Origin of the sequence: Streptomyces buecherae (assembly GCF_014295035.1) — a bacterium.
Classification (GTDB): Bacteria; Actinomycetota; Actinomycetes; order Streptomycetales; family Streptomycetaceae; genus Streptomyces; species Streptomyces youssoufiensis.
On record NZ_CP060404.1, the window covers coordinates 1233486 to 1254903 of the forward strand.

At 75.0% G+C, this 21418-nt stretch carries 19 protein-coding genes; 4 read left to right on the forward strand and 15 right to left on the reverse strand.

Annotated elements, in window-relative coordinates; all coding sequences use genetic code 11:
• Positions 1–23 precede the first annotated feature (23 nt).
• Positions 24–854 (reverse strand): 4'-phosphopantetheinyl transferase family protein, encoded by an 831-nt coding sequence (locus H7H31_RS04625; RefSeq protein ID WP_187063515.1) that lies wholly within the window; start codon positions 852–854, stop codon positions 24–26.
• 444 nt (positions 855–1298) lie between these two features.
• On the opposite strand from H7H31_RS04625, the gene H7H31_RS04630 reads away from it, so the two are divergent.
• Positions 1299–1580 carry a hypothetical protein gene (locus H7H31_RS04630; RefSeq protein WP_187063516.1) on the forward strand — a complete coding sequence of 94 codons (282 nt, stop codon included), beginning with the start codon at positions 1299–1301 and terminating at the stop codon, positions 1578–1580.
• A gap of 519 nt (positions 1581–2099) precedes the next feature.
• The gene (locus tag H7H31_RS04635) at positions 2100–2357 is read left to right on the forward strand and encodes a hypothetical protein (RefSeq protein WP_176164901.1); all 258 of its coding nucleotides are present in this window, start codon (positions 2100–2102) and stop codon (positions 2355–2357) included.
• 163 nt (positions 2358–2520) lie between these two features.
• On the opposite strand, the gene H7H31_RS04640 is transcribed toward H7H31_RS04635, so the two are convergent.
• The 10 genes from H7H31_RS04640 to infC form a co-directional block, all read right to left on the reverse strand.
• Positions 2521–3051, reverse strand: coding sequence for an NUDIX domain-containing protein (locus tag H7H31_RS04640; protein WP_187063517.1), 531 nt, complete (start codon positions 3049–3051; stop codon positions 2521–2523).
• A gap of 61 nt (positions 3052–3112) precedes the next feature.
• On the reverse strand, positions 3113–4450 hold the full coding sequence (locus H7H31_RS04645) for a transcriptional regulator (RefSeq protein WP_187063518.1): 1338 nt from the start codon (positions 4448–4450) through the stop codon (positions 3113–3115).
• 211 nt (positions 4451–4661) lie between these two features.
• Positions 4662–5963 carry a PP2C family protein-serine/threonine phosphatase gene (locus H7H31_RS04650; protein ID WP_187063519.1) on the reverse strand — a complete coding sequence of 434 codons (1302 nt, stop codon included), beginning with the start codon at positions 5961–5963 and terminating at the stop codon, positions 4662–4664.
• Between the two features lie 389 nt (positions 5964–6352).
• Positions 6353–8890: a phenylalanine--tRNA ligase subunit beta gene (pheT, locus tag H7H31_RS04655; protein ID WP_187063520.1), complete on the reverse strand. Its 2538-nt coding sequence runs from the start codon at positions 8888–8890 to the stop codon at positions 6353–6355.
• Positions 8890–10053, reverse strand: coding sequence for a phenylalanine--tRNA ligase subunit alpha (gene pheS, locus H7H31_RS04660; RefSeq protein ID WP_187063521.1), 1164 nt, complete (start codon positions 10051–10053; stop codon positions 8890–8892). Before pheS ends, pheT begins: the two co-directional genes overlap by 1 nt.
• 183 nt (positions 10054–10236) lie before the next feature.
• Complete coding sequence (locus tag H7H31_RS04665; protein ID WP_187063522.1) at positions 10237–11415, reverse strand: sensor histidine kinase; 1179 nt, start codon at positions 11413–11415, stop codon at positions 10237–10239.
• A 74-nt stretch (positions 11416–11489) separates the two neighbouring features.
• A complete protein-coding gene (locus tag H7H31_RS04670; RefSeq protein ID WP_187063523.1) occupies positions 11490–12332 on the reverse strand; it encodes a TrmH family RNA methyltransferase in 843 nt (280 codons plus the stop codon).
• Between the two features lie 154 nt (positions 12333–12486).
• Positions 12487–12870: a 50S ribosomal protein L20 gene (gene rplT / locus H7H31_RS04675; RefSeq protein WP_030381833.1), complete on the reverse strand. Its 384-nt coding sequence runs from the start codon at positions 12868–12870 to the stop codon at positions 12487–12489.
• A gap of 98 nt (positions 12871–12968) precedes the next feature.
• The gene (gene rpmI / locus H7H31_RS04680) at positions 12969–13163 is read right to left on the reverse strand and encodes a 50S ribosomal protein L35 (RefSeq protein ID WP_176164893.1); all 195 of its coding nucleotides are present in this window, start codon (positions 13161–13163) and stop codon (positions 12969–12971) included.
• A gap of 125 nt (positions 13164–13288) precedes the next feature.
• Complete coding sequence (gene infC, locus H7H31_RS04685; RefSeq protein ID WP_217200806.1) at positions 13289–13912, reverse strand: translation initiation factor IF-3; 624 nt, start codon at positions 13910–13912, stop codon at positions 13289–13291.
• A 648-nt stretch (positions 13913–14560) separates the two neighbouring features.
• On the opposite strand from infC, the gene H7H31_RS04690 reads away from it, so the two are divergent.
• Positions 14561–14944 carry a DUF1844 domain-containing protein gene (locus tag H7H31_RS04690; RefSeq protein WP_187063524.1) on the forward strand — a complete coding sequence of 128 codons (384 nt, stop codon included), beginning with the start codon at positions 14561–14563 and terminating at the stop codon, positions 14942–14944.
• A gap of 111 nt (positions 14945–15055) precedes the next feature.
• Here the strand turns inward: H7H31_RS04690 and H7H31_RS04695 are convergent, their stop codons facing one another.
• The 4 genes from H7H31_RS04695 to H7H31_RS04710 all read right to left on the reverse strand — a co-directional run bounded on the left by H7H31_RS04695 (position 15056) and on the right by H7H31_RS04710 (position 19386).
• Complete coding sequence (locus tag H7H31_RS04695) at positions 15056–15781, reverse strand: MIP family channel protein (protein ID WP_232109682.1); 726 nt, start codon at positions 15779–15781, stop codon at positions 15056–15058.
• Positions 15782–15952: 171 nt separating this feature from the next.
• Positions 15953–16705 carry an SseB family protein gene (locus tag H7H31_RS04700; protein WP_187063525.1) on the reverse strand — a complete coding sequence of 251 codons (753 nt, stop codon included), beginning with the start codon at positions 16703–16705 and terminating at the stop codon, positions 15953–15955.
• 102 nt (positions 16706–16807) lie between these two features.
• Positions 16808–17971, reverse strand: a complete 1164-nt coding sequence (mycP, locus tag H7H31_RS04705; RefSeq protein ID WP_187063527.1) for a type VII secretion-associated serine protease mycosin — start codon at positions 17969–17971, stop codon at positions 16808–16810.
• A gap of 110 nt (positions 17972–18081) precedes the next feature.
• Positions 18082–19386, reverse strand: coding sequence for a hypothetical protein (locus H7H31_RS04710; RefSeq protein WP_232109683.1), 1305 nt, complete (start codon positions 19384–19386; stop codon positions 18082–18084).
• Positions 19387–20223: 837 nt separating this feature from the next.
• Between H7H31_RS04710 and H7H31_RS04715 the strand changes: the two genes are divergently transcribed.
• Positions 20224–21417, forward strand: a complete 1194-nt coding sequence (locus tag H7H31_RS04715) for an alanine racemase (protein WP_187061373.1) — start codon at positions 20224–20226, stop codon at positions 21415–21417.
• The last annotated feature ends 1 nt before the right edge of the window (position 21418 follow it).

Below are 21418 nucleotides of genomic sequence, written 5' to 3' on the forward strand. Positions count from 1 at the left end.
GCGTCGGCCGCCGGCCGGGCGGGCTAGGCGAAACAGTCGCCGTCGGCCGTGCTGCGCGGGGTGCCGAACTCGGCGTGACCCGGCTCCTTCGCCGCCGCGGCGTCGAAGACCGCGGCGCTCACCCGGTGCCCGCTGTCCAGCACGACGGAGCTGAACGCCCACTCGTGGTTGCCGCCGAGGCTGCCGTCCGGGCGCCGCACCCGCACCGGCCCGCCGTCCGGGGCGAAGCCGACCTCCGTGAACCGGAACTTCATCGCCTGTCCCATGGCCTTGCTGTACGCCTCCTTCAGCGTCCACAGCCGGATCAGGCTGCTGTTGCGCTCGTACTCCGGCAGGTTGGCCAGCGACACCAGTTCGTAGGGGGTGCAGATGTGCCGGCCGAAGTCCTTGCCGTACACCTGCCGGTCGGCGCGCTCGATGTCCACGCCGATCAACCCGCGCGTGGTCAGCCCCACGACCATCACGCCGTCCGCGTGGCTGAGGCTGATGTCGACCTTGTCGCAGCCCCGGAGGTAGGGGCGGCCGGTGGGCCCGTAGCCGAGTTCGCTGCTGCTCGCGCCGCCGTGTACGACCGTCCGCGCCGCGTACCGCAGCAGCATGCGCGAGGCCGCGTACTCCATCCGCAGGTCCGGGTGGGCCAGCGCGAGGTAGCAGGACCAGTCGTCCCCGAGCAGGGTGCGCAGCTCGGCCGCGGAGGCCGCGCCCGGGTACCAGTCGGCCTGTCGGGCGTGCAGCAACACCGCGCCACGGGACAGGAGTTCGGCGCGCGCCCGGTCCCAACCGGTGTCCTGGCCGACGACCTCTATGGGCGGGCCAAGCGGCGGTCCCGGTCTCGGGCTCTCGGCGGCCGTCATGGCAGTCCTCCAAGGGTGAGATGGCAGACGAGCGGGTCGCCACAGCGTACGGATACGCCGACAAGGATGACCGCCGGGCCGGAATCGTTCCCGGGGCGACGCCGCCGTTCGCGGTGGCCGGGTACAACGCGAGGGCAGGGACGGGCTCTTCGCCGGTCCGCGCGGCGACGCCCGGGGCGCGCGACGGCTGGGGCAACGCGGTCCCTCCCGCTGACGGGGCACGGCGGACGGCGGCGGGCACCCGGCCGCGCCGATGGGCTCCGATGGTCGGCGCACCGGCTCAAGAAGCACTGAGGTCCGGCGACTCAAGGGCCGCTGAGGGGGCGGCCCACCCTCACGCGGTGCCGGGCCCGGCACCTATGGTGAAGCGGTCCAGGTACGGGGGCGCTGCCCGCCGACGCGGCCCGGCTGCTGACCTCGGCCCTCGCGGTGGCGAGCACGCCGATGGACACCCGCGGCCGGTACGAGGCGCTGCGCGCGCTGGGCCTGGTCGCCCTGGAGACCGGCGACCCGGGTGCGGCGCGGCGCCCGTTGGACGAGTGTCTGGAGTTGGCCGAGGCGCTCCGCGATCGGCGCCTGGAGGACTACGCCCGCCGCGCGCTGCGCGCCCGGCGCGCCGGACGGCCACAAAGGCGCACGGACGCTCCGACGGCGCGTTGGGGGCGCCCCAGCGGCGTGGAGGTGCGCCCGGGCGGGTGGCGGTTGCGAACGCCGGCCCCGTTCTGAGCGGACGCCGGGCGCTGGGCCGCCGGGGCGCGCAGCGACCCTCGCGTCCGGCCCCCGGCGTCCGGCTCGCGCGGCCCGGGCCCGCGCCGCCGACGCGGGACGGTTCGGCGCGCGGTGCCCGCTCGCCCCGGGTCCCGCCCCGCTCGTCGCCTCCGCAGGTCGCGGCGGCCGACAAGCGGAGCCGGCCGCCGCGACCTGCGGCAGCGTTGTCAGGCCCGCCGCCACGCGGGCTCGGCGGCGCCCGTACGGCCCCGCGCGCGGCCCACCACGGGGTGGCCGGCACGCGCGTGCTCCGGTCACCGTACGCAGCGGTCACCGGGCGTGGCCGACGGCGCGGCCCCGGTGCGTCCCTGGTCGCCATCGAACGGGCCGGCCCGACCGGTCACGGAACGTCATTCGCACGGGGTGTGCGCGGCCAACCCGCGCACACCGCCTGCACACGCTCCCGCACGGCCCGCAACCGTGGTTCGCTCGGTGCGTTGGTAACCGCACGGACACACATGTGGAAGGGGATCAGGCGTGACCACCGAGCCCGAGCAAGCCGTGGTAGCCGCGGAGCTCGCGGAAATCCGTCGCAACCTCGACGTCGGAGTCGCCCGTATCGACGGGCAACTCGCCCTGCTGGCCCAGCGCAGCGCGCAACACGACCGGGACGTGACGAAAGTGACGGAGCGCGTACGGGTGTTGGAGCACGGCCGCTGGCCGCTGCCCTCCCTGGCGGCGCTCACGGGGGTGGGGGCGCTGGCCGTCGCGGTCTGGCAGGCCGCGGGCCGCTGACCGGGCGCCGACGCCGGGCATCGGCCCGCCCGGTGTCGGCCGCCCCGCGTCGCCCCGGCCGCCCCGGGGCGGGGCCGCCGCGACGAGCGCGCGACGGCCCCGCCCGGGTCGGGTCGGGTCAGGTCAGGTCAGGTCAAGCCAGGACAGGCAGGAGCGGGGCGGCTCATCCCAGGCGTATGTGGTGCAGTAGCAGGAGCGCCGCCGCCATGTTGGCGGCCGGCACCTCGCCCCTGGCCACGATGTCCGGGATGAGCTTGAGCGGGACCCACTCGCGACGATCGGACTCGAAGGCGTCCTCGGGCGGGCCCACGTAGTCGGCGTCCTCCGCCCAGTAGATGTGGTGCCGGGCGTCCGACAGGCCGTTGGAGGGCTCGACGGAGAGCAGGTGGCGCAGCGGGCCGGGCCGCCAGCCGGTCTCCTCCTCCATTTCGCGGGCCGCGGCCTCGGCGACGGCCTCGCCGTCCTCGACTACGCCGGCGGGCAGCTCCCAGCCCCAGGTGTCCGTGATGAACCGGTGCCGCCACAGCAGCAGCACCTCGTTCGCCTCATTGACCACCGTGGCCACGGCCACGGGCCGCAGTCGGATCAGATAGTGGTCGAGGTGGTGCCCATCGGGGAGTTCGACGTCCGCCAGGTTCACGCGGAACCAACGGTTCTCGTACACCGTCTGCTCGCTGAGGTTCTTCCATCGCACGGTCTGCCACCTTCCGCCGGGGGTCGAGGGCAGCGACTCGGCGGGAGCAGCCCCGTGTGCCTCACAGCGGAACGCGCAGTGCCCCGTCGATCAGTTCGGCGGCCTCGGAGGTCGCGGCGCATCCGCTCTCGACGAGATGCTCGCGCACCGCGCGGAGCCGGTCCCGTAAGCGCTGCGATTCCATTCCGCGCGCCCGCTGTGCCATTTCCACCGCGGTCGCCCCCGCCCGATCCGCGTCCCCCTGGCGCAACTCGATATGCGTGAGCATCGCCAGCCGGTGTACCCGGCCCCGGTCGTGCGCGGGAGTGTCCACCGCGGCCGTGGCGTGTTCGCGGGCCGCGTCCAGGTCACCGAGGTTCAACAGCGCCTCGGCGACCTGCACGTTCACCAAGCCCGGCTGTACGTAGCCGGTCTCGTCGGGCTCCTGTCCGGGGCGGATGCGCTCGGCGGCGCTCTCCGCGCGCCGGATACAGGACAGCGCCCCCGCGTCGTCGCCGAGCCGGGCGTACGCCTTGGCCTGCATGGCGTACAGGTCGGCCGCGAGGGCGGGGGTGATACGGGGGCCGGCGGCGCGCAGCGCCGATTCGGCGAAGGCGACCGCCTGCCGGTGTTCGCGCATGTGCAGCGACTGGTTGACCAACAGCGCGATGACGTAGGCGCCGAGGCCGCGGTCGCCGCTGGCCTTGGCGAGCCGCAGGGCCTGGTGGAAGTAGCGCTGGGCGAGCCCGTGCGCGTCGGAGTCGTACGCGCAGATCCCCGCGACGGCGACGAGTCCGCCGGTGGCGCGGTGGAGTTGCCGCCCCGTCGCGTCCGGGTAGCTGCCCCGCAGCAGCGGCGCGGCCTCGGAGATCAGGAAGCCGACGACGCGGGCGCGGGTCGCCACGCCGCCCGCCTTGCGGTACATCTGCTCGTAGTGGGCGCGGGCCGAGCGGAGCATGGTGATGTCGCGCATGCTGACCCGGGTCATGCCCTCCCGCGAGACGTCCGCGTCCTCCGGCGGGTTCTCCCACTCCCATACGGGGATGACCGCGGGGGTGCCGGTGACGGCGGGGGCCCGCACGATGTGGGGGCGCTGCTGTTCGTCCGAGCGCCACAGCGCGGTGGCGCGCTCCACGAAGCCGGACAGCGGCGTGCCGGCCCCGCGCGCGCTGCCGGGGGTGCCGAGGCCGATGGCGTCGAGGGTCAGCGCGCGGTGCAGCCGCTCGCCGAGCACCTCGCAGATCAGGTCGGGCACCTGTCCCCGGGGGCGCTGCCCCTTCAACCAGCGGGCCACGGCGGTGTGTTCGTAGCGCAGCTCCATGCCGCGCGCCCGGCCCGCCTCGTTGACGTGTGCCGCCAGTGCCGCGTGCGAGATGCCCGCCTCGTCCAGCACGGCGTCGAGCAGTGTGTTGGGCTCCATGCCGCCCTCCCGATGCCTCCGGTCAGTTCAGCGTAACGGGGTCGCGCGCACACGGGGTGTGAACTTCGCGTACGGCCACGGGCCGCCGCCGCTTCCGCCCCGGCCGCCCGGCCCTGACCTGCGGCGCCGCCCGGGCGACCGCGGTTACGCGGGTCCCGGCCGCACCGGAGCGCGCCCGGCCCCTCGCCCGCCACGCGCTCCCCGGCCGCCGCTAGGAGAGCTGTACGTCACTGGTGAGCGGCAGCGGCACGGACAGTTGGGCGGGCACCCGGCTGCGGTCGTTGCGCAGGACGAGGAGCGCCGCGTCGTCGCCGAGCCGCCCGCCGGTGTGCCGCAGCAGCGCGCCCCGTACCCGGTCGACGACGGCCTGCGGGTGCACCGGCCCGCCGCGCGCGGCCTCCGTCAGCGCCCAGGCCAGCGGGAAGAAGTCGCCCGCGGCGTTGCGGGCGTCCTCGGCTCCGTCGGTGTAGAGCACCAGCGCCTCCCCGGGGAGCAACAGGACGCAGCGGGTGGGCACCGGCAGGTCGGGCAGCGGGAACAGGCCGAGCGGCGGCATGCTCTCGCCCGGCGCCAGTTGCCGCACCCGGGGCAGCGACGGCCGGTGCGGCAGCACGCACCGCCCGGTTCCGTGCGGCCCCGGCCGCCGGGGGCCGACCGGGCCGCCAAGGCCCTGGCCCACCAGCAGGAACGGCCACGGGTGGCCGCAGTTGAGCGCCATCACCTCGCCCGAGGGCCGCACTTCGAGCAGGAGCACGGTCACGAACTCCTCGGCGACCGGGTGCCCGGCACCGGGGCGCCCGGTCGCCGTGGACGCCGCGGACGCCGTCGTGCGCTCGCGCAGGTGCCGCCGCAGGGTGCGCTCCAGGCGCCGTAGGACGCCGGCGAGTTCCACCTCGTCGTGGGCGGCCTCGCGGAAGCTGCCGAGTACGGCGGCGACGGTGTCGAGCGCGGCCAGGCCGTGCCCGCGCACGTCGCCGATGACGATCCGCACCCCGTACGGAGTGGCCACCGCCTCGTACAGGTCGCCGCCGACCACCGCGTCCCGACTGGCGGACAACTGTCCGCCCGCCAAGGCGAGTTGGTCAAGGCGGTGTGGCAGCGGGCGCAGCAGGGTCTGTTGGGCGGCGACGGCCACGCCCCGGGTGCGGTGCAACTCGCGCACCAGGCGCTGTCTGCGCCGGTTGGCCAGCCCGCAGGCGACGAGCACGATGAGGATCGAGCAGCAGGTGCCCAGGGGCGCGCTCGACGGATCTCGCGGCCCGAACCTCGCCATCGGCACCAGGGCGAGGAGTGCGCACGCGCCGCCGAGGAGCACCCGCTTGCACTCGCCGCCCAGGGCGAGGGCCAGCGCGGGGGCGGCGGCCAGCAGCGGTTCGAGGCGCAGCCCGGGTGGGGCGGTCAACTCCAGGATCAGCACCGCGAGCACCCACAGGCCCGGCAGTACGGTCACGAGCAGCCGCGGGCCTCGCGCCGGCGCCGATCGCGTCGCGCCCACCGCCTTGGTTCCGATCATCCACCGGCCCCCTTAGCTGCCCGTTGAGGCGGTCGGGCGGCCCCTGACCTTCGAGTGGCGGGGACTGCGCGACCGGGACGATTGTGGCGACCATCGACACGGCGTTGACTACTTAAGGTGTCCTTCTCACTCCTTCGGGTGAGGGCACCTCGAACACCGCGTCGCCCTGGTGCACACGCGCCCGAGAGTCGAACGTCTCCGCCTCCCGCGCGGTCGCCGGGTCGCGCGACACGGTCGCGGCCACGGCGCGCTCCCCACTCCCGTGCGCCCCTGAGCTGTCGGCCCGCCGGCCGGGCGCCCCCGTGGCGCACGAAGGGCGTACCCCGCGCGTGATGCGCGGGGCACGCCCCTGGTGTGGTTCCGGGGCGCCGTCGGCGCCCGGTTGCGGATCAGGCTCCGCGCAGCACCGCCCCGGTGCGCTCGACGGCGGTGGCGACCGCCGCGTCCCGGGCCGCCGACGCCTCGTCAGCGGTCAGCGTGCGGTCGCTCGCCCGCAGCCGCAGCGCGTAGGCCAGCGACTTCTTGCCCGCGCCGAGCTGCTCGCCGGTGAACTGGTCGAACAGCCGCACCGATTCGAGCAGTGCGCCGGCGCCCTCCCGCAGCGCCGTCTCCACGTCGGCGGCCGGCACCGAGGCGTCGACGATCAGGGCGACGTCACGGGTGGCCACCGGGAAGGTGGACACGTGCGGCGCCTGTACGGGTCCCGGCGTCGCCCGCTCCAGGCGGTCGAGCTCGATCTCCATGGCGCTGGTGCGCTCCGGCAGGCCGAGCGTCTTGATCACCCGGGGGTGCAGCTCGCCCGCGTTGCCGACCAGCACCTCCTGGCCGTCCACGACGGCCAGCAGCGCGGCGCAGCGGCCGGGGTGCCAGGGGGCCTGCTGGTCCTGGCGGACGATCAGCTCGACGCCCGCCTGTCGGGCGACCGCGCGCCCGGCCTCGATGGCGTCGCTCCAGTCCGCCGGGCGGCCCTTGCCCCACCAGCCCGCGCGCTCACGCGTGCCGGCCAGCACGACCGCGGCGCGGCGCGGCTGCCGCGGCAGGGCCGTGTTCAGCGCGGCGATCTCCGTGTCGCTGGGCCGACGGTCCACCGGCAGCCGCACGGCGGCCACGGCGACCTCGTCGGGGGTCGCCGCCGCGCGGAAGACCAGGCCGGTCTCGAACAGCGCGAGGTCGTGCTCGCCACGGCCGTCGTTGCGGCGCAGCGCGCCCAGCAGCCCCGGCAGCAGCGTGGTGCGCAGCACCGGCTCGGTGTCCGAGAGCGGGTTGGCCAGGCGTACGGTCGCGCGCCGCGGGTCGTCGGAGTCCAACCCGAGCTGGTCGAGGATCTCCTCGCTGGTGAACGGGTAGTTGGGCGCCTCGGTGTAGCCGGCCCCGGCCAGCGCCCGGCCGACCCGGCGGTGCAGCCGCTGACGCTCGGTCAGGCCACGCCCAGCGGGCGGCTGGGGCAGCGTGGCGGGCAGGTTGGCGTACCCCTCCAGGCGGATGACCTCCTCGGCGAGGTCGTTGGGGGCGCCCAGGTCCGGCCGCCAGCTCGGGACGGTGACCACCAGCTCGTCCTGCCCGTAGACGTCGCAGCCGACCTCCTGGAGGCGCCGGACGACGGTCTCGCGCCCGTAGGCGACGCCGGCGACCCGGTCAGGGTGGTCGGCGGACATCGTGATGGTGCGCGGTCCGCTGGGCGCGGTGACCTCGGTGACGCCGGCCTCGGCCGTGCCGCCGGCGAGCAGGACGAGCAGGTCGACGGCGCGCTGCGCGGCGGCGGAGGTCGCCTCCGGGTCAACGCCCCGCTCGAAGCGCCGGGACGCCTCCGAGGAGATCTTGTGGCGGCGGGCCGTACGGGCGATCGAGACGGCGTCGAAGTGCGCGGCCTCGATCACCACGTCGGTGGTGCCGACGCTCTCGCCGGAGGTCGGGTCCGCGGCGACATCGGCGATCTCGGTGTTGGCGCCGCCCATGACCCCGGCGAGGCCGATGGGCCCGTTGTCGTCGGTGATCACCAGGTCCTCGGCGTCCAGGACCCGCTTGACGCCCTCCAGCGTGGTGAGCTTCTCGCCCGGCGTGGCCCGCCGGACGCCGATGGTGCCGCTGATCCGGGACCGGTCGTAGGTGTGGAGCGGCTGGCCGAGTTCAAGCATCACGTAGTTGGCGACGTCCACGGTCAGCGAGATGGGCCGCATGCCGGCCTTCTGCAGGCGGCGCTGGAGCCAGATCGGCGAGCGCGCCTCGGGCGAGAGGCCGACGACGGTGCGCGCGGTGAACCGGTCGCAGCCGACCGGGTCGCTCACGCTCACCGGGTAGCCGTAGCCGTTGGGCGCCGGCACGTCCAGCAGGGCCGGGTCGCGCAGCGGCAGCCCGTAGGCGGTGGCGGTCTCGCGGGCTACGCCGCGCAGGGATAGGCAGTACCCGCGATCGGGCGTGACCGCGATGTCGAGCACCTCGTCCCGCAGCTCGAGCAGTTCGATGGCGTCGGTGCCCACCTCGTGCTCGGGCGGCAGCACGATGATGCCGTCGTGGTCGTCGGACATGCCCAGCTCGCTGGCGGAGCAGATCATGCCCTCGGAGACGTGGCCGTACGTCTTGCGCGCGGAGATCTTGAAGCCGCCGGGCAGTTCGGCGCCGGGCAGCACGACGACGACCTTGTCGCCGACCGCGAAGTTGCTGGCGCCGCAGATGATGTTCTGCGGCTCGCCCGTGTTGTTGGCCTGGCCGACGTCGACCTGGCAGTAGCGGATGGGCTTCTTGAAGCCTTCGAGCACCTCGATGGCGAGCACCTTGCCGACGACGAGCGGGCCGGTGAGCCCGGCGCCGAGCTGCTCGACGGTCTCCACCTCAAGGCCGGCGGCGACGAGCTTGGCCTGCACGTCACGGCCGGTCTCACCGGCTGGCAGGTCCACGTACTCCCGCAGCCAGGAAAGCGGGATTCGCATCAGATCTCCATCCCGAACGGCCGGGTGAAGCGCACGTCACCCTCGACCATGTCTCGCATGTCCTCGACGTTGTGGCGGAACATCAGCATCCGCTCGATGCCGAACCCGAAGGCGAAGCCGCTGTACCTCTCCGGGTCGATGCCGCAGGCGACCAGCACGCGCGGGTTGACCATGCCGCAGCCGCCCAGCTCGATCCAGCCCTCCGAGGAGCAGGTGCGGCAGGGCCGGTCCGGGTTGCCGACCGACTCGCCGTGGCACACGTAGCACTGCATGTCCATCTCGGCGGACGGCTCGGTGAACGGGAAGTAGTTCGGCCGCAACCGGGTGCGCACGCCGGCGCCGAACAGGGCGCCGACCATGTGGTCCAGGGTGCCCTTGAGGTCGGCCATGGTCAGACCCTCGTCGATGGCCAGCAGCTCCACCTGGTGGAAGACGGGGGTGTGGGTGGCGTCGAGTTCGTCCGTGCGGTAGACGCGGCCCGGGCACACCACGTAGATGGGCGGCTCGCGGTCGAGCATCGAGCGCACCTGGACCGGCGAGGTGTGGGTCCGCAGCACGATGCCGGACTCCGCGTCCTGCTCGGCGTCCTGCTTGGCGTCCTGCTTGGCCGCTCCTCCGCCGTCGGTGGCGCGCACGAAGAAGGTGTCCTGCATGGCGCGCGCCGGGTGGTCGGGCGTGAAGTTGAGCGCGTCGAAGTTGAACCACTCCGCCTCGACCTCGGGACCCTCGGCCACCTCGTAGCCCATCGCGACGAAGACGTCCTCGATGCGCTCGGAGAGGGTCGTCAGCGGGTGCCGGGCGCCGGGCGTGAACCGGTCGGTGGGCAGCGTGACGTCCACCGCCTCCTCGACCAGCACGCGCGCGTCGCGCTCCGCCTCCAACTCCTCCTGGCGCGCCTTGAGCGCCCGCGACACCTCGCCACGGGCCCCGCCGACGCGCTTGCCCGCGTCCGCCTTGGCCTGCGGCGGCAGCGCGCCGATCTCGCGGTTGGCCAGGGCCAGCGGCGAGCGGTCGCCGGTGTGCGCGATCTTCGCCTCGTGCAGGGCCGCGAGGTCCCCGGCCGCGGCGAACGCGGCCAGTGCCTCGTCCCGCATCCGGGCGATCTCTTCCGGTTTCAGTGCCTCGACCTCTACCGGGTCAAAGGACTTGTTGGGTGCCGACATCTCTTCCCGTGCTTCCGATTGGCTGCTGGCTTCGCCCCGCCTCGGCGCCTCGATCTCGTCCGGATGCCGAGCACGTGTGGCTCAGCCGACGATGGTGGTGCCAAAGGTGCCAAAGGTCGAGTCTACGGGGCGGGTGTACTCGTCCGAGCCCGTAGGGGTCGCCGGGCCACCGCCCGACGGTGGTCAGGCCAGGTGGGCCGGGGCCCCCACGGGCAGGGTAAATCGGAACTCGGCGCCGCCGGCCCTGGAGCGGCCGACCGTGATGGTCCCGCCGTGCGCCTCGACGATGCCCTTGACGATGTAGAGCCCGAGCCCGGTGCCGCCGCGCTTGCTGCCGCGCCAGAAGCGGGTGAAGACGCGCCCCATGGACTCCTCGGGGATGCCGGAGCCCTCGTCGCTGATGGTGACGGCGGTGCTCGGCTGGGCTGCGGAGTCCACGGCTGACCCTTCTGGCTGGGCGGTGACGACGGTGGGGGTCACCTCGATGGTGACGGTTCCCTCGCCGTGCCGCACCGCGTTTTCCAGCAGGTTGCCCAGCACCTGGTCGACCTTGTCCGGATCGGCCCACAGGTCCGGCAGCGGCTCCACGACCTTGATGAGGAACAGGTCGGGGCGCTGGCCGGCCGTGGTGTGCGCCTGCACGTGACGGCGCACGGCGGCGGCCATGTCCACGCACTGGCGGCGCACCTCGAGGCGCCCGGAGTCGATGCGGGAGATGTCCAGCAGTTCGGCTATCAACCGGGTGACCCGGTTGGCGTCGGCGTCCACCGTCTCCAGCATCAGCCGCTTCTGGTCGTCGGTGAACCTCTCCCACTTCGCCAGCAGCGTGGCCGTGAACCCCTTGACCGAGGTCAGCGGCGAGCGCAGCTCGTGCGCGACGGTGGCGATCAGCTCCGCGTTACTGCGCTCGGTACGGCGCCTGGCCTCGGTGCCGCGCAGGGTGACCACGAGGCGGCGCAGCGGACCGGTGGGGCGCGCCCGCACGTACCGCGCGGCAACCAGGACCTCGCGCCCGCCGGGCAGCAGCAGGTTGCGCTCCGGCTGGCCGACCCGGGTGGTCAGCCCGCCGTACGGATCGGTCAGCGCCCACCAGCGGCGCCCCTCCAGGTCCTCCAGGGGCAGCACCCGTTCGAGCTGGTGGCCGATGGCCTCGGCGGCGGGCGTGGCCGTGATGCGGGCCGCCGCGGCGTTGAAGCAGGTCACCCGGCCCCGCTCGTCGGCGACCACGAGGCCGTCCGGCAGGTCGTCGGGGTGCGGTCCGATGGCGGACGCCTCACCCGTCCACGCGTCGATCTCGCCGGGCGGGCACTGTCTTGGCGCATGCGAGGTGGCCGCTGTCGCGCCGGAAACCCTGACGTCCAATCCCCGCACCCCCTCTCGGGCCCCAGGGCCGCAACCCTACTAGGTCGAGGTGACGCAGCGGAGCCCCTCCGTCGCTACGAGCTGGCGCGCTGGGCGCGCGCGGAGGCGTACAGGCACACGGCGGCGGCGGTCGCCAGGTTCAGGCTCTCGGCCTTGCCGTGGATGGGCACCCGCACCACCTCGTCGGCCAGCGCGCGGGTCTCCTCCGGCAGCCCCCACGCCTCGTTGCCGAAGACCCAGGCCGTGGGGCCGCTCATGCGCCCGGCGTCCAGCTCCGCGTCCAGGTCCCGCTGGCCCGCCCCGTCCGCGGCGAGCACCCGTACGCCCGCCTCGTGCAGCCCGCTCACCACCCGCTCGATCGGCACGCCGACGGTGACGGGCAGGTGGAAGAGCGAACCGACCGACGCGCGGACGGACTTGGGGTTGTACAAGTCGACGGAGGCGTCGGTGAGGATGACGGCGTCGGCGCCCGCGGCGTCCGCGCAGCGCAGCACCGTGCCGGCGTTGCCGGGGTCGCGTACGTGGGCGAGCACGGCGATCAGCCGGGGGCGGGCGGCCAGCACGTCGGACAGCGGCGAGTCCAGGAACCGGCAGACCCCGACCAGGCCCTGCGGGGTGACCGTCTGCGAGATCTCGGCGACGACGGCGTCGCTGGCGGTGTGCACCGGCACGGACGCGACGCGGGCGGCCTCGACGATGTCGGCGTGCCGCTCGGCGGCCTCGACGGTGGCGAACACCTCGACCAGCGTCCCCTGGCCCGCGTCCGCGTCGGCGCGGTGCCGGACGACCGCCTCGCGTACCGCCTGCGGCCCCTCGGCGAGGAACCTGCGCTCCTTGGCCCGGGCGTTGCGGCGGGCCAGTCGGCGGGCGGCCAGGACGCGGGGCGATCGCGGAGAGGTCAGCTCGGGGGCCGCCATGTGGTGGTACTCGCTTCCGGTGCGGGGGTTCCAGCGAAGGGCCCGCGCTGGCGCTGGGCCGGCACGGGAGGGGCGAAGACATCGGACCCGCAGGCGGTCGCCGCCTGCGGGTCCGATGTGGGGCGGGCGCTTAGGCCCGGGCCTGGAAAACCGCTCAGGCGGCCTTCGGGGCGTTGACGTCGCTGGGCAGCGCCTTCTGGGCCACCTCGACGAGCGCCGCGAACGCGTTGGCGTCGTTGACCGCGAGCTCGGCCAGGATCTTGCGGTCCACCTCGACGTTGGCGGCCTTCAGACCCTGGATGAAGCGGTTGTACGTCATGCCGTTGGCACGGGCGGCGGCGTTGATGCGCTGGATCCAGAGCTGCCGGAAGTCGCCCTTGCGCTTCTTGCGGTCGTTGTAGTTGTAGACGAGGGAGTGGGTGACCTGCTCCTTCGCCTTCCGGTACAGGCGCGAGCGCTGGCCCCGGTAGCCGCTGGCCTGCTCCAGGATCGCCCGGCGCTTCTTGTGGGCGTTGACTGCCCGCTTGACGCGTGCCACTTGATTAACTCCTTGTACGGGGCCGCGGTTACCTCACGCGGCCCGGAAACGAATGGGTCCCGAACCGTTCTGCCAGCCCCGCCGCAGCGGGGCCGACATCACTTGCCGAGAAGCTTCTTGACCTTCTTGGCGTCGGCCGGGGCCAGCTCCACGGTCCCCGCGAGGCGGCGCGTCAGCGTGGACGACTTGTGCTCGAGAAGGTGGCGGCGACCGGCGCGCTGGCGGACCACCTTGCCGGAACCGGTGATCTTGAAGCGCTTGCTGGCACCACTGTGGGTCTTGTTCTTCGGCATGTCGCCGTTCTCTCCTCGTCGGGGCGCCCCCGCGGCCGTTGCGGGCACGCGAGCGCGTCAGCTCGTTCAGTGTGGGTTCCGGGGCGTGGCCCCGGGGCGGCGGCCTCGGGCTCAGGCCGCCACGATCAGGCCTCGGCCGGCTCCTCGGCGGACTGCTCGGGCGCGTCCGCGGTGAGGCCCTGGCGCTCCGCCTTGCGGGCCGCCTGGGCCTCGCGGGCTTCGGCCATGGCCTCGGTCTTCTTCTTGTGCGGACCGAGAACCATGATCATGTTCCGGCCGTCCTGCTTCGGGTTCGACTCGACGAAGCCGAGGTCTTGGACGTCCTCCGCGAGCCGCTGGAGCAGTCGGTAGCCGAGTTCCGGCCGGGACTGCTCACGACCACGGAACATGATCGTGATCTTGACCTTGTCGCCCTGCTTGAGGAACCGGACGACGTGACCCTTTTTGGTGTCGTAGTCGTGCGGGTCGATCTTCGGCCGGAGCTTCATCTCCTTGATGACCGTGTGCGCCTGGTTCTTGCGCGCCTCACGGGCCTTCATGGCCGACTCGTACTTGAACTTTCCGTAGTCCATGAGCTTGCAGACCGGCGGACGTGCGGTCGCCGCGACCTCGACCAGGTCCAGGTCGTACTCCTGCGCAAGCTCCAGGGCCTTGGCAAGCGGAACGATGCCAACTTGCTCGCCGCTGGGACCGACGAGTCGCACCTCGGGGACGCGAATCCGGTCGTTGATGCGGGGCTCGGCGCTGATGGGGCCTCCTCAGTTGCACCACACGGCCGCCTGGCGGACAGCCGCGTAACGTCAGTTTTCGGTGTGACCACCGTGCCGAGACGCATAAAACGCCCCGAACGGGACACAGGGGGGCTCCTCACAATCCGGGAGCACCGCTGCGGATCACCGCGGGGCGCATCAGGCAGCTCCACGTCGTCCGTACGGAACGACGGGCTCTGCCAGACCGGGACCCGCCAGCCTCGGGGGCCAGCAAGGTGGGAGAGTCGGAGCCTCCACTTGTGGGCCGGGCACACTGATGCCCAGCCGGTCACGTGCAATGTTACACCAGTCCCGCCAGGGCGCCTCCGGACGCCGTCAAGAGCGCCTCCGGCCAGCGGCCCCGCACGCGCGCGGCCCGCGCGGGCGCGCACCCCACTCCCCCACCGCGCCACGGCGGCGCCCGCCCCACGCGGCGGGCGCGAGGGGCGCCCCGACTCCTCTCGTACGATGCGTACGGACCACTTGGCCGGGCCATGGCGCGTACGGCCGCCGTGGCGCGCGCCACGGGACGGACCGCGTACGCGATCCCCCGCGTGCGCGCCGGCGCCCTGCCGTACGAACCCGCCCGACGCCCGGTCGACGCCTACGGCGTCGGACGTACCACCGATTCCGACAGACGAGAGAACCATGAGCGACGCCGACGCCCAGCAGCCGAACCAGGACCAGGGCGCGAACCCGAACTTCGACGCGATGACCCGCGACATCGCGGACGTGCCCGCCGTCGAGGTGATCACGACGGTCGCGGTGCACCTGATGAGCGCCGCCGCGGTCAACCTCGGGCTCGCCGAGGACGCGCCCGAGCACAAGGACCTGGACGAGGCGCGCAAGTTGATCACCGCGTTGGCGGGCCTGGTCAGCGCGAGCGCGACCGAGGTCGGCTCGTACCACGCGGCACCGCTGCGCGACGGCCTCAAGTCGCTCCAGTTGGCCTTCCGCGAGGCGTCGGTCATTCCGGACGAGCCGGGCCAGGGGCCGGGCGAGAAGTTCACCGGGCCGGTCTTCGGGGGCTGAGCCTCCCGGCCGCGACACGGCGCCGTACCGCCCGTGGCGGTACGACGCCGTGCGCGCTGGCGGCGGGCCGCGCGCGGGTCACCCCGCGGACGCCGGCTCGCGCGCGGTGGGTCAGGTCTCGGCGCGCTCGCGGTCGAGCAGGTCGCCCGAGCGCGGGTGGGTGAACTGGTGGCAGACGGCGGCCAGCGCGGCGCCCACCAGCGGGGCGATCAGGAAGAGCCAGAACTGTTCCAGCGCGTCGGTGCCCGCGAAGATGGCGGGGCCGAAGCTACGGGCCGGGTTCACCGAGGTCCCCGTGAGCGGGATGCCCACCAGGTGGACCACGGCAAGCGCCAGGCCGATCGGCAGCCCGTCGAAGCCGACGACGGCCACCTTGTGGGTCACCGCGAGCACCACGAAGACCAGCAGGAAGGTGAGCATCACCTCGGCCAGGAAGGCGCCGCCGGTGTTGATGTGCACGGCCGAGCGGTCGCCGTAGCCGTTGCTGCCGAACGCGCCGCTGGTCTTCAGCCCCGGCACCTGCTTGGCCAGCAGGAACAGGATGGCCGCCCCCGCGATGCCACCCAGCAACTGGGCGATCCAGTACTCGATCGCGGTGCGTGGCGAGATACGGCCGGCCACCAGCATGCCCAGCGTCACCGCCGGGTTGACGTGGCAGCCGGAGATCGGCCCGAGCGCGTAGGCGAGCGCGAGCAGGGTGAAGCCGAAGGTGAGCGCGATGCCGACGGTGCCGATGTAGTCGGCGGCGAGGACCGCGGAGCCCACCGCGAAGAACACCAGCAACAGCGTTCCGGCGAACTCCGAGATGACGGTCCGCGTCTCCAGCCTCGTGTCCATGCCGCTCTCCCTGGGTGGATGATCGTGAATCGCTCCTGTTGCATTGTGGGGCTTTATGGGACATTTCGCCCGCTGGCGGCACGGCGTGGCCGGCCTCCGACGCGACCGGGGCGGGTCGTACGGCTCCCTGGGGGCGGCGGCTCGGGGTGAGGGGTGGGCGCGGCGGTTCGGCTAGGCGACGTAGAGGGGTTCGCCCGGGACCGTGGCGTGCGCCGGCAGCAGGGCCAGTCGCAGGCCCCGGACCAGCCGGGCGCGCAGCACCTCGTCGCCGGCGAGCGACTCGGCGACGCGCTGGGCGACCTCGCGGGTCGGCGCGTCGGCGGCCAGCGTCAGCGCCAGGGTGCCGTCCGCGTCGGGCTCGGTCGACGGGGCGAGGTGCGCGCGCAGCACGCCGGCCTCCGCGGCCAGCACGGTGCGCAGGGCCCGCGCCACGGCCGGGTCGGCCAGCGGGTCGGTGCTGGTCCGCCCCTCGGCGAGGGCCAGCAGCGCGGGGCCGGCCAGCGGAAAGGTCACCGGGCCCGCGAGGTCGAGCACGATGGTGTCGGCCTTCTCGTGCGCGGCGGCCTGGAGCGCCTGGTGCAGGGGCACCGCCACCGGCCTGGCGTCGGGGCGCCAGCGGGCCAGCGCCTCGGTGGAGGTGAAGGCCGGCAGGGCGCGCCGGCCGTCGGGCGCCCGCAGCGTGGGTACGGCCATGTCGCTGGTCTTCTCGCGGCGCAGCACCCCGCCGTCCGCGGTCGGCACCTCCTCGACCTCCCCGAGCACGGCGACCACCGGCACCAGCAGTCGCGCCCCGGCCAGCGCGCTCAGCACGCGCGGCTCGGCGGCCCGGTCGTCGGCCCAGGCGGCGAGAGCGGCGGCGAGCCGCTCGTCGGCGGAACCGTCGTCGTCGGAGAAACCGGGGTCTGGGATGTTCTTGAGCGCCACGCGTCGAGGCTACCCGGGCCCGGTAGGCGGCCGTGCGGTGGTGCGCCGCTGGTCGCTGGACGGGGTTTCGGGACGGGGCGCCGTGCCGGGGCCGTGGGGCGGTCAGCCGGGGCGGCCGGGGTCGCGCGGGCGGCGGTCGCGCCACAGGACCACCGCCGTGAGCACCAGCGCGGAGCCCGCGAAGCCGGCGGTGAGGGCGAGTCGGCTGGGCCCGTCGTCCGCGCCGTCCGCGCGCTCGGGGAGCGGCCCGTGGCCGAAGTACCGGTCGGGGTAGGCGGCGGGCGCCGGGAGCTGGGCCCTGGCCTCCAGCCGGTTGCCGGCCCTGATCGCGGCGGCGGCGTCCACCATGCCCGCGCCGAGTTCGTCGTTGCGGCCCCCCTCGGGCTTGTCCTGGGCGGTCTCCGTGAGCAGCCGCTTGACCTGCGCCGGGCTGAGGTCCGGGTGCGCGGCCCTGACCAGCGCGGCGGCGCCGGAGACGAAGGCCGACGCCGCGCTGGTGCCCCAGCCCTGGTAGTAGCGGCGGTTGGGGTCGGCGATGACGACGTCCACGCCGGGCGCGCAGAGCGTGGCGTACCAGCGGCGGGTGGAGAAGGCCGCGCGGCTGCCGTAGCGGTCCACGGCGGTCACGGCGATCACGCCCGGGTAGGCGGCCGGGTACGAGGCCCGGTCGCCCTCGCCGCCGCCGTTACCGGCCGAGGCCACCACGACGGCGCCCTTGCGCAGCGCGTACTGCACCGCCGCGTCCTCGCGGCGCTCCGGGTGGGCGGACTCGCTGTCGTCACCGAGCGAGAGGTTGATGATGTCGGCGCCGTGGTCGGCGGCCCAGCGGATGCCGTCGGCGAGGGCCGCGCCGCGCGCGCCGCGGGCGCGCTTGCGGGCCGGGTCGCCCTCTTCGAGGATCACCCGCACCGGGAGGATCCTGACACCGGGCGCGACGCCGACCACTCCGTCGTCCCCGCCCGTGCCGTGGCCACGGCCGGCGATGATGCCGGCCATCGCGGTGCCGTGCCGGGCCCAGGACGGGTCGCCGCGCCGGGCGCCGAAGCCGATCATGTCCTTGCCCTGGAGTACCTGGCCGCGCAGGTCGGGGTGGTCGCCGTCCACGCCGGTGTCCAGCACGGCGACCGTGACGCCCTCGCCCTTGGTCGTCCGCCAGGCGTCCGGTGCGTGGATGGCGTCCAGCGCCCACTCCTGGGACTGGATGCCGTCGGCCTCGGCCACGGGTGCCGGCGACAGCAGCGTGAGGCAGGCCAGCGCGCCGAGCACGGCGAGTAGGCGCGAGCGGGCCCGGCGTCGGGCGGGCCGCCGTCCGTGGTGGCGGTGGGTGGCGGTGCGGGGGCGTCCCTGGAGGGCGCGGCCCCGGCGTGGGCGAAACGTCACCTGGCCTCCATCGCGGCGTTCAGGGCCGTGCGAAAGGCTCGCTCGACGCCGGCCGCGAGGCCCTTCGCGTCGTGCCCGAGGCCCGCCTCGGCCGGGTCGGTGGTCGCCCCGCGCGCGGTGGCCCGGTCGGCGGGCTCGGGCCGTTGGACCTCGCGGCCGTCGGCGAAGCCGCTCACCGCGTACACGACCACCGGGAGGTCGGCCGGCACGCTGATGCGCCAACTGGCCCGCTGGGCGTCGCCGAAGCCCTCGGCAGCGGTGCCGTCGGCCGGGTACGGCTTGGGCAGCAGGTCGGCGCGCTGGCCGAGCCGCTCGGTGGCGAACCGGTTCCGCAGGGTCCGCATGCCGGCCGCGTCGGCGCGCGTGACGACCAGGCCGACCGTGGTGACGCTGGTGCTGGTGGCGTCCGCGTACGTGGCACGGAGCAGGCGCGTGCAGCCCACCGGGGACAGCGCGGTGGCCAGCAGCGGGTCGAAGGCGCCGGCGCAGCCGTCGTCGGGGGCGACCGCGATTCGCGTCCAGGTGCGGTCGGCGCCGCCGGGGCCCGCGCCGCGACCGGTCAGCGTGCGCGGGAACAGCGTGTCGACGGGCACGCCGCGCCACAGCGTACGGGCGTGCTGGAAGGCGTCGGTCGAGCGCGCCGGGTCGCCGCCCTCGCGCAGCAGGCTCCCCACGACCGCGCCGACGAGCAGCCCGACACCGAGCACCGCGCACAGCGCGGCGGTCACCAGACGGGCGAGCCCGCGCCCTGGCCGGGCGGTGCGGGGCGTGGCCGTGGCGGTGAGCCCGTGGGCCAGCAGGTCGGCCGCGAGGCCGGCGACGGGATCGGCCGCGGCGGCCGTCCCGGCGTCGGCGGCACCGGCCGGCCCCGCGTCGCGTGCGCCGTCGGACCGCCCGGGCGCCGTGGCCGGCGGGTGGTTCGCAGCGCCGTACGGCCTGGGCTGTCGCGGCGGCTCGGGCGGGCGCGGCGGAACGCCGACGTGCGGTCGGCCGGTCGGACGCGGCGGCTCCTGCCCGGTGGGCGGGGTGAACGGCTGGGCCGGGAAGGGCGGGCCCGCGGTGGGTGGGGCGGGTGCCGGTGGGCCCGTGGCGGCGTCGGCTCGGCCCGGTGGGCGCGTGGCCGGCGGGCGCGTGGTCGGCGCGGCCGGGGCTGCCGCCGCCCCGGCCGCCGGCCGGGGCCGGTCGGCTTCGGCCGGCGTGGTGGCCGGTGGGCCCGGAGCGTGGCCAGGCTCGCCGGGGGGCTCCGGGGCGCGGGGCGCGTCGGGCCCGCCGGGGTCGGGCATCGCACGGGCCGCGGTCACGGGGTGGGCCGGGGCCGGGGGTGTGGTCGGCGCGGACGGCGGCTGGGGCGCGGTGGACGCGGTGGGTTCGGGCGACCGGCCGGGCGCGGGGGCGGGCGGCGGCGCGCTGGATGGCGCGGACGGCACGGGTACGGGGGCGGAGAGCGGCGGTGATTCCAGGCGGTCGGCCGGGTGTGGCGGGGCCGGCGGCGCGGCGGGGGACTCGACGCGCGTGGCCGGCGCGGACGGCGGGGCCTCGGGCCCGGGCGCCGGGCCGGCGGGGCCCACGGGCGTGTGCGGCGGGTGGGCCGGCGGGATGGGGCCGGGGCCGGTCGCCGGGGGGTGCGCGCGAGGGGCGGGCGGCCCGGGCGGTGACGTCGGGGTGGCGGACGGTGGCGCGGGGGGCGGGCCGCCGGCGGGCCGCGTCCGCGGTGGGCGCGGTGCGGGCGGGCGGCCGGGGGGCAGCGGCGGTCGCGGAGGCGCTACCAGCGGGCCGCTGATCGCCGTCGGGGCCGCGTCGGGGTTCGTACGGCCGCCCGAGCGCGGCGGCGGGGGCGCGGGCACCGGGCCGGAGCGGTCCGGGGGGCGCGGCGCGGCCTGGGGTCGTGGCGGGGCGGGTGGTGCGGGGCGGGAGGCGCGTGCGTGCTCCGCGTCGGCGCCCACCTGCACCCCCTCGCACCCTTCGACACCGTTGTGGTCGAACCACCCGATCGCCTTTCGGGACAGGCCGGTTCGTATGTGGACAGCACGCCGCTGACCTGCCGGTCACGGCGTGCGCGACACTCTACGGGGCGTCGGGCACCGTTCGCACCGGGCGCCCGACTACCCAGCGGTAATGACCTCTGGCAAGCTGCCTCCATGTCGTATCCGAGCACCGACCGGGCCCGTCTCGACCGGGCGACGGCCCACCTTGACGCCCCGCTCGCGGTGGTCGACCTCAAGGCGTTCGACGCCAACGCGCGCAGCCTGGCGCAGCGGGCGCGGGGCAAGCCGATCCGTGTCGCGAGCAAGTCGGTGCGCTGTCGGGCGCTGTTGGAGCGCGCGCTGCGGCAGGACGGGTTCGCGGGCGTGCTCAGCTTCACGCTGGCCGAGTCGTTGTGGCTGGCCAGGTCCGGTTTCCCGGACGTGCTGTTGGCCTACCCGTCGGCGGACCGGGCCGGCTACGCCGCACTCACCAGCGATCCGGAGCTGGCCGCCACCGTGACCGTGACCGTCGACGACCCGGCCCAGCTCGACGCGATCGACGCCGCGCGGGGCGGCACCGAACAGGTGCGGATCTGCCTGGAGTTGGACACCTCGCTGCGCCTCGGCCGCGCGCTGCGGGTGGGGGCGCTGCGCTCGCCGCTGCACGATCCGGACCAACTGGTCGCGCTCGCCCGTACGGTCGTGGACCGGCCGGGTTTTCGACTGGTCGGACTCATGGCGTACGAGGGGCACATCGCCGGCGTCGGGGACGCGGTGCCCGGGCATCCGGTGCGTTCCCGGGCGATTCGGCTGTTGCAGGGCGCCGCGCGGCGTGAGTTGGCCGCGCGGCGGGCGGCGGCGGTGCGGGCCGTGCGGCGGGTCGCGGATCTGGAGTTCGTGAACGGGGGCGGCACGGGCAGCGTGCAGCACACCGCGGCGGAGGACGCGGTGACGGAGCTGGCGGCGGGCTCGGGCCTGTACGTGCCGCGGCTCTTCGACCACTACACGTCCTTCCGTGGTCACCCGGCCGCGCTGTTCGCGCTGCCGGTGGTGCGCAGGCCGGGCGTCGGCGTGGTGACGGTGCTCGGTGGCGGCTATCCGGCCTCGGGCGCGGTGGGGGCGGACCGGCTGCCGTCGCCGTACCTGCCGCGCGGGCTGCGGTACCACCCGCTGGAGGGCGCCGGCGAGGTGCAGACGCCGTTGCTCGGTCCGGCCGCCGACGACCTGTCGATCGGGGACAAGGTGTGGTTCCGGCACGCGAAGGCCGGGGAGTTGTGCGAGCGCTTCGACGCGGTGCAGTTGATCGACGGCGAGCGGGTGGTGGACGTGGCGCCCACCTACCGCGGCGAAGGCAAAACGTTCCTGTAGG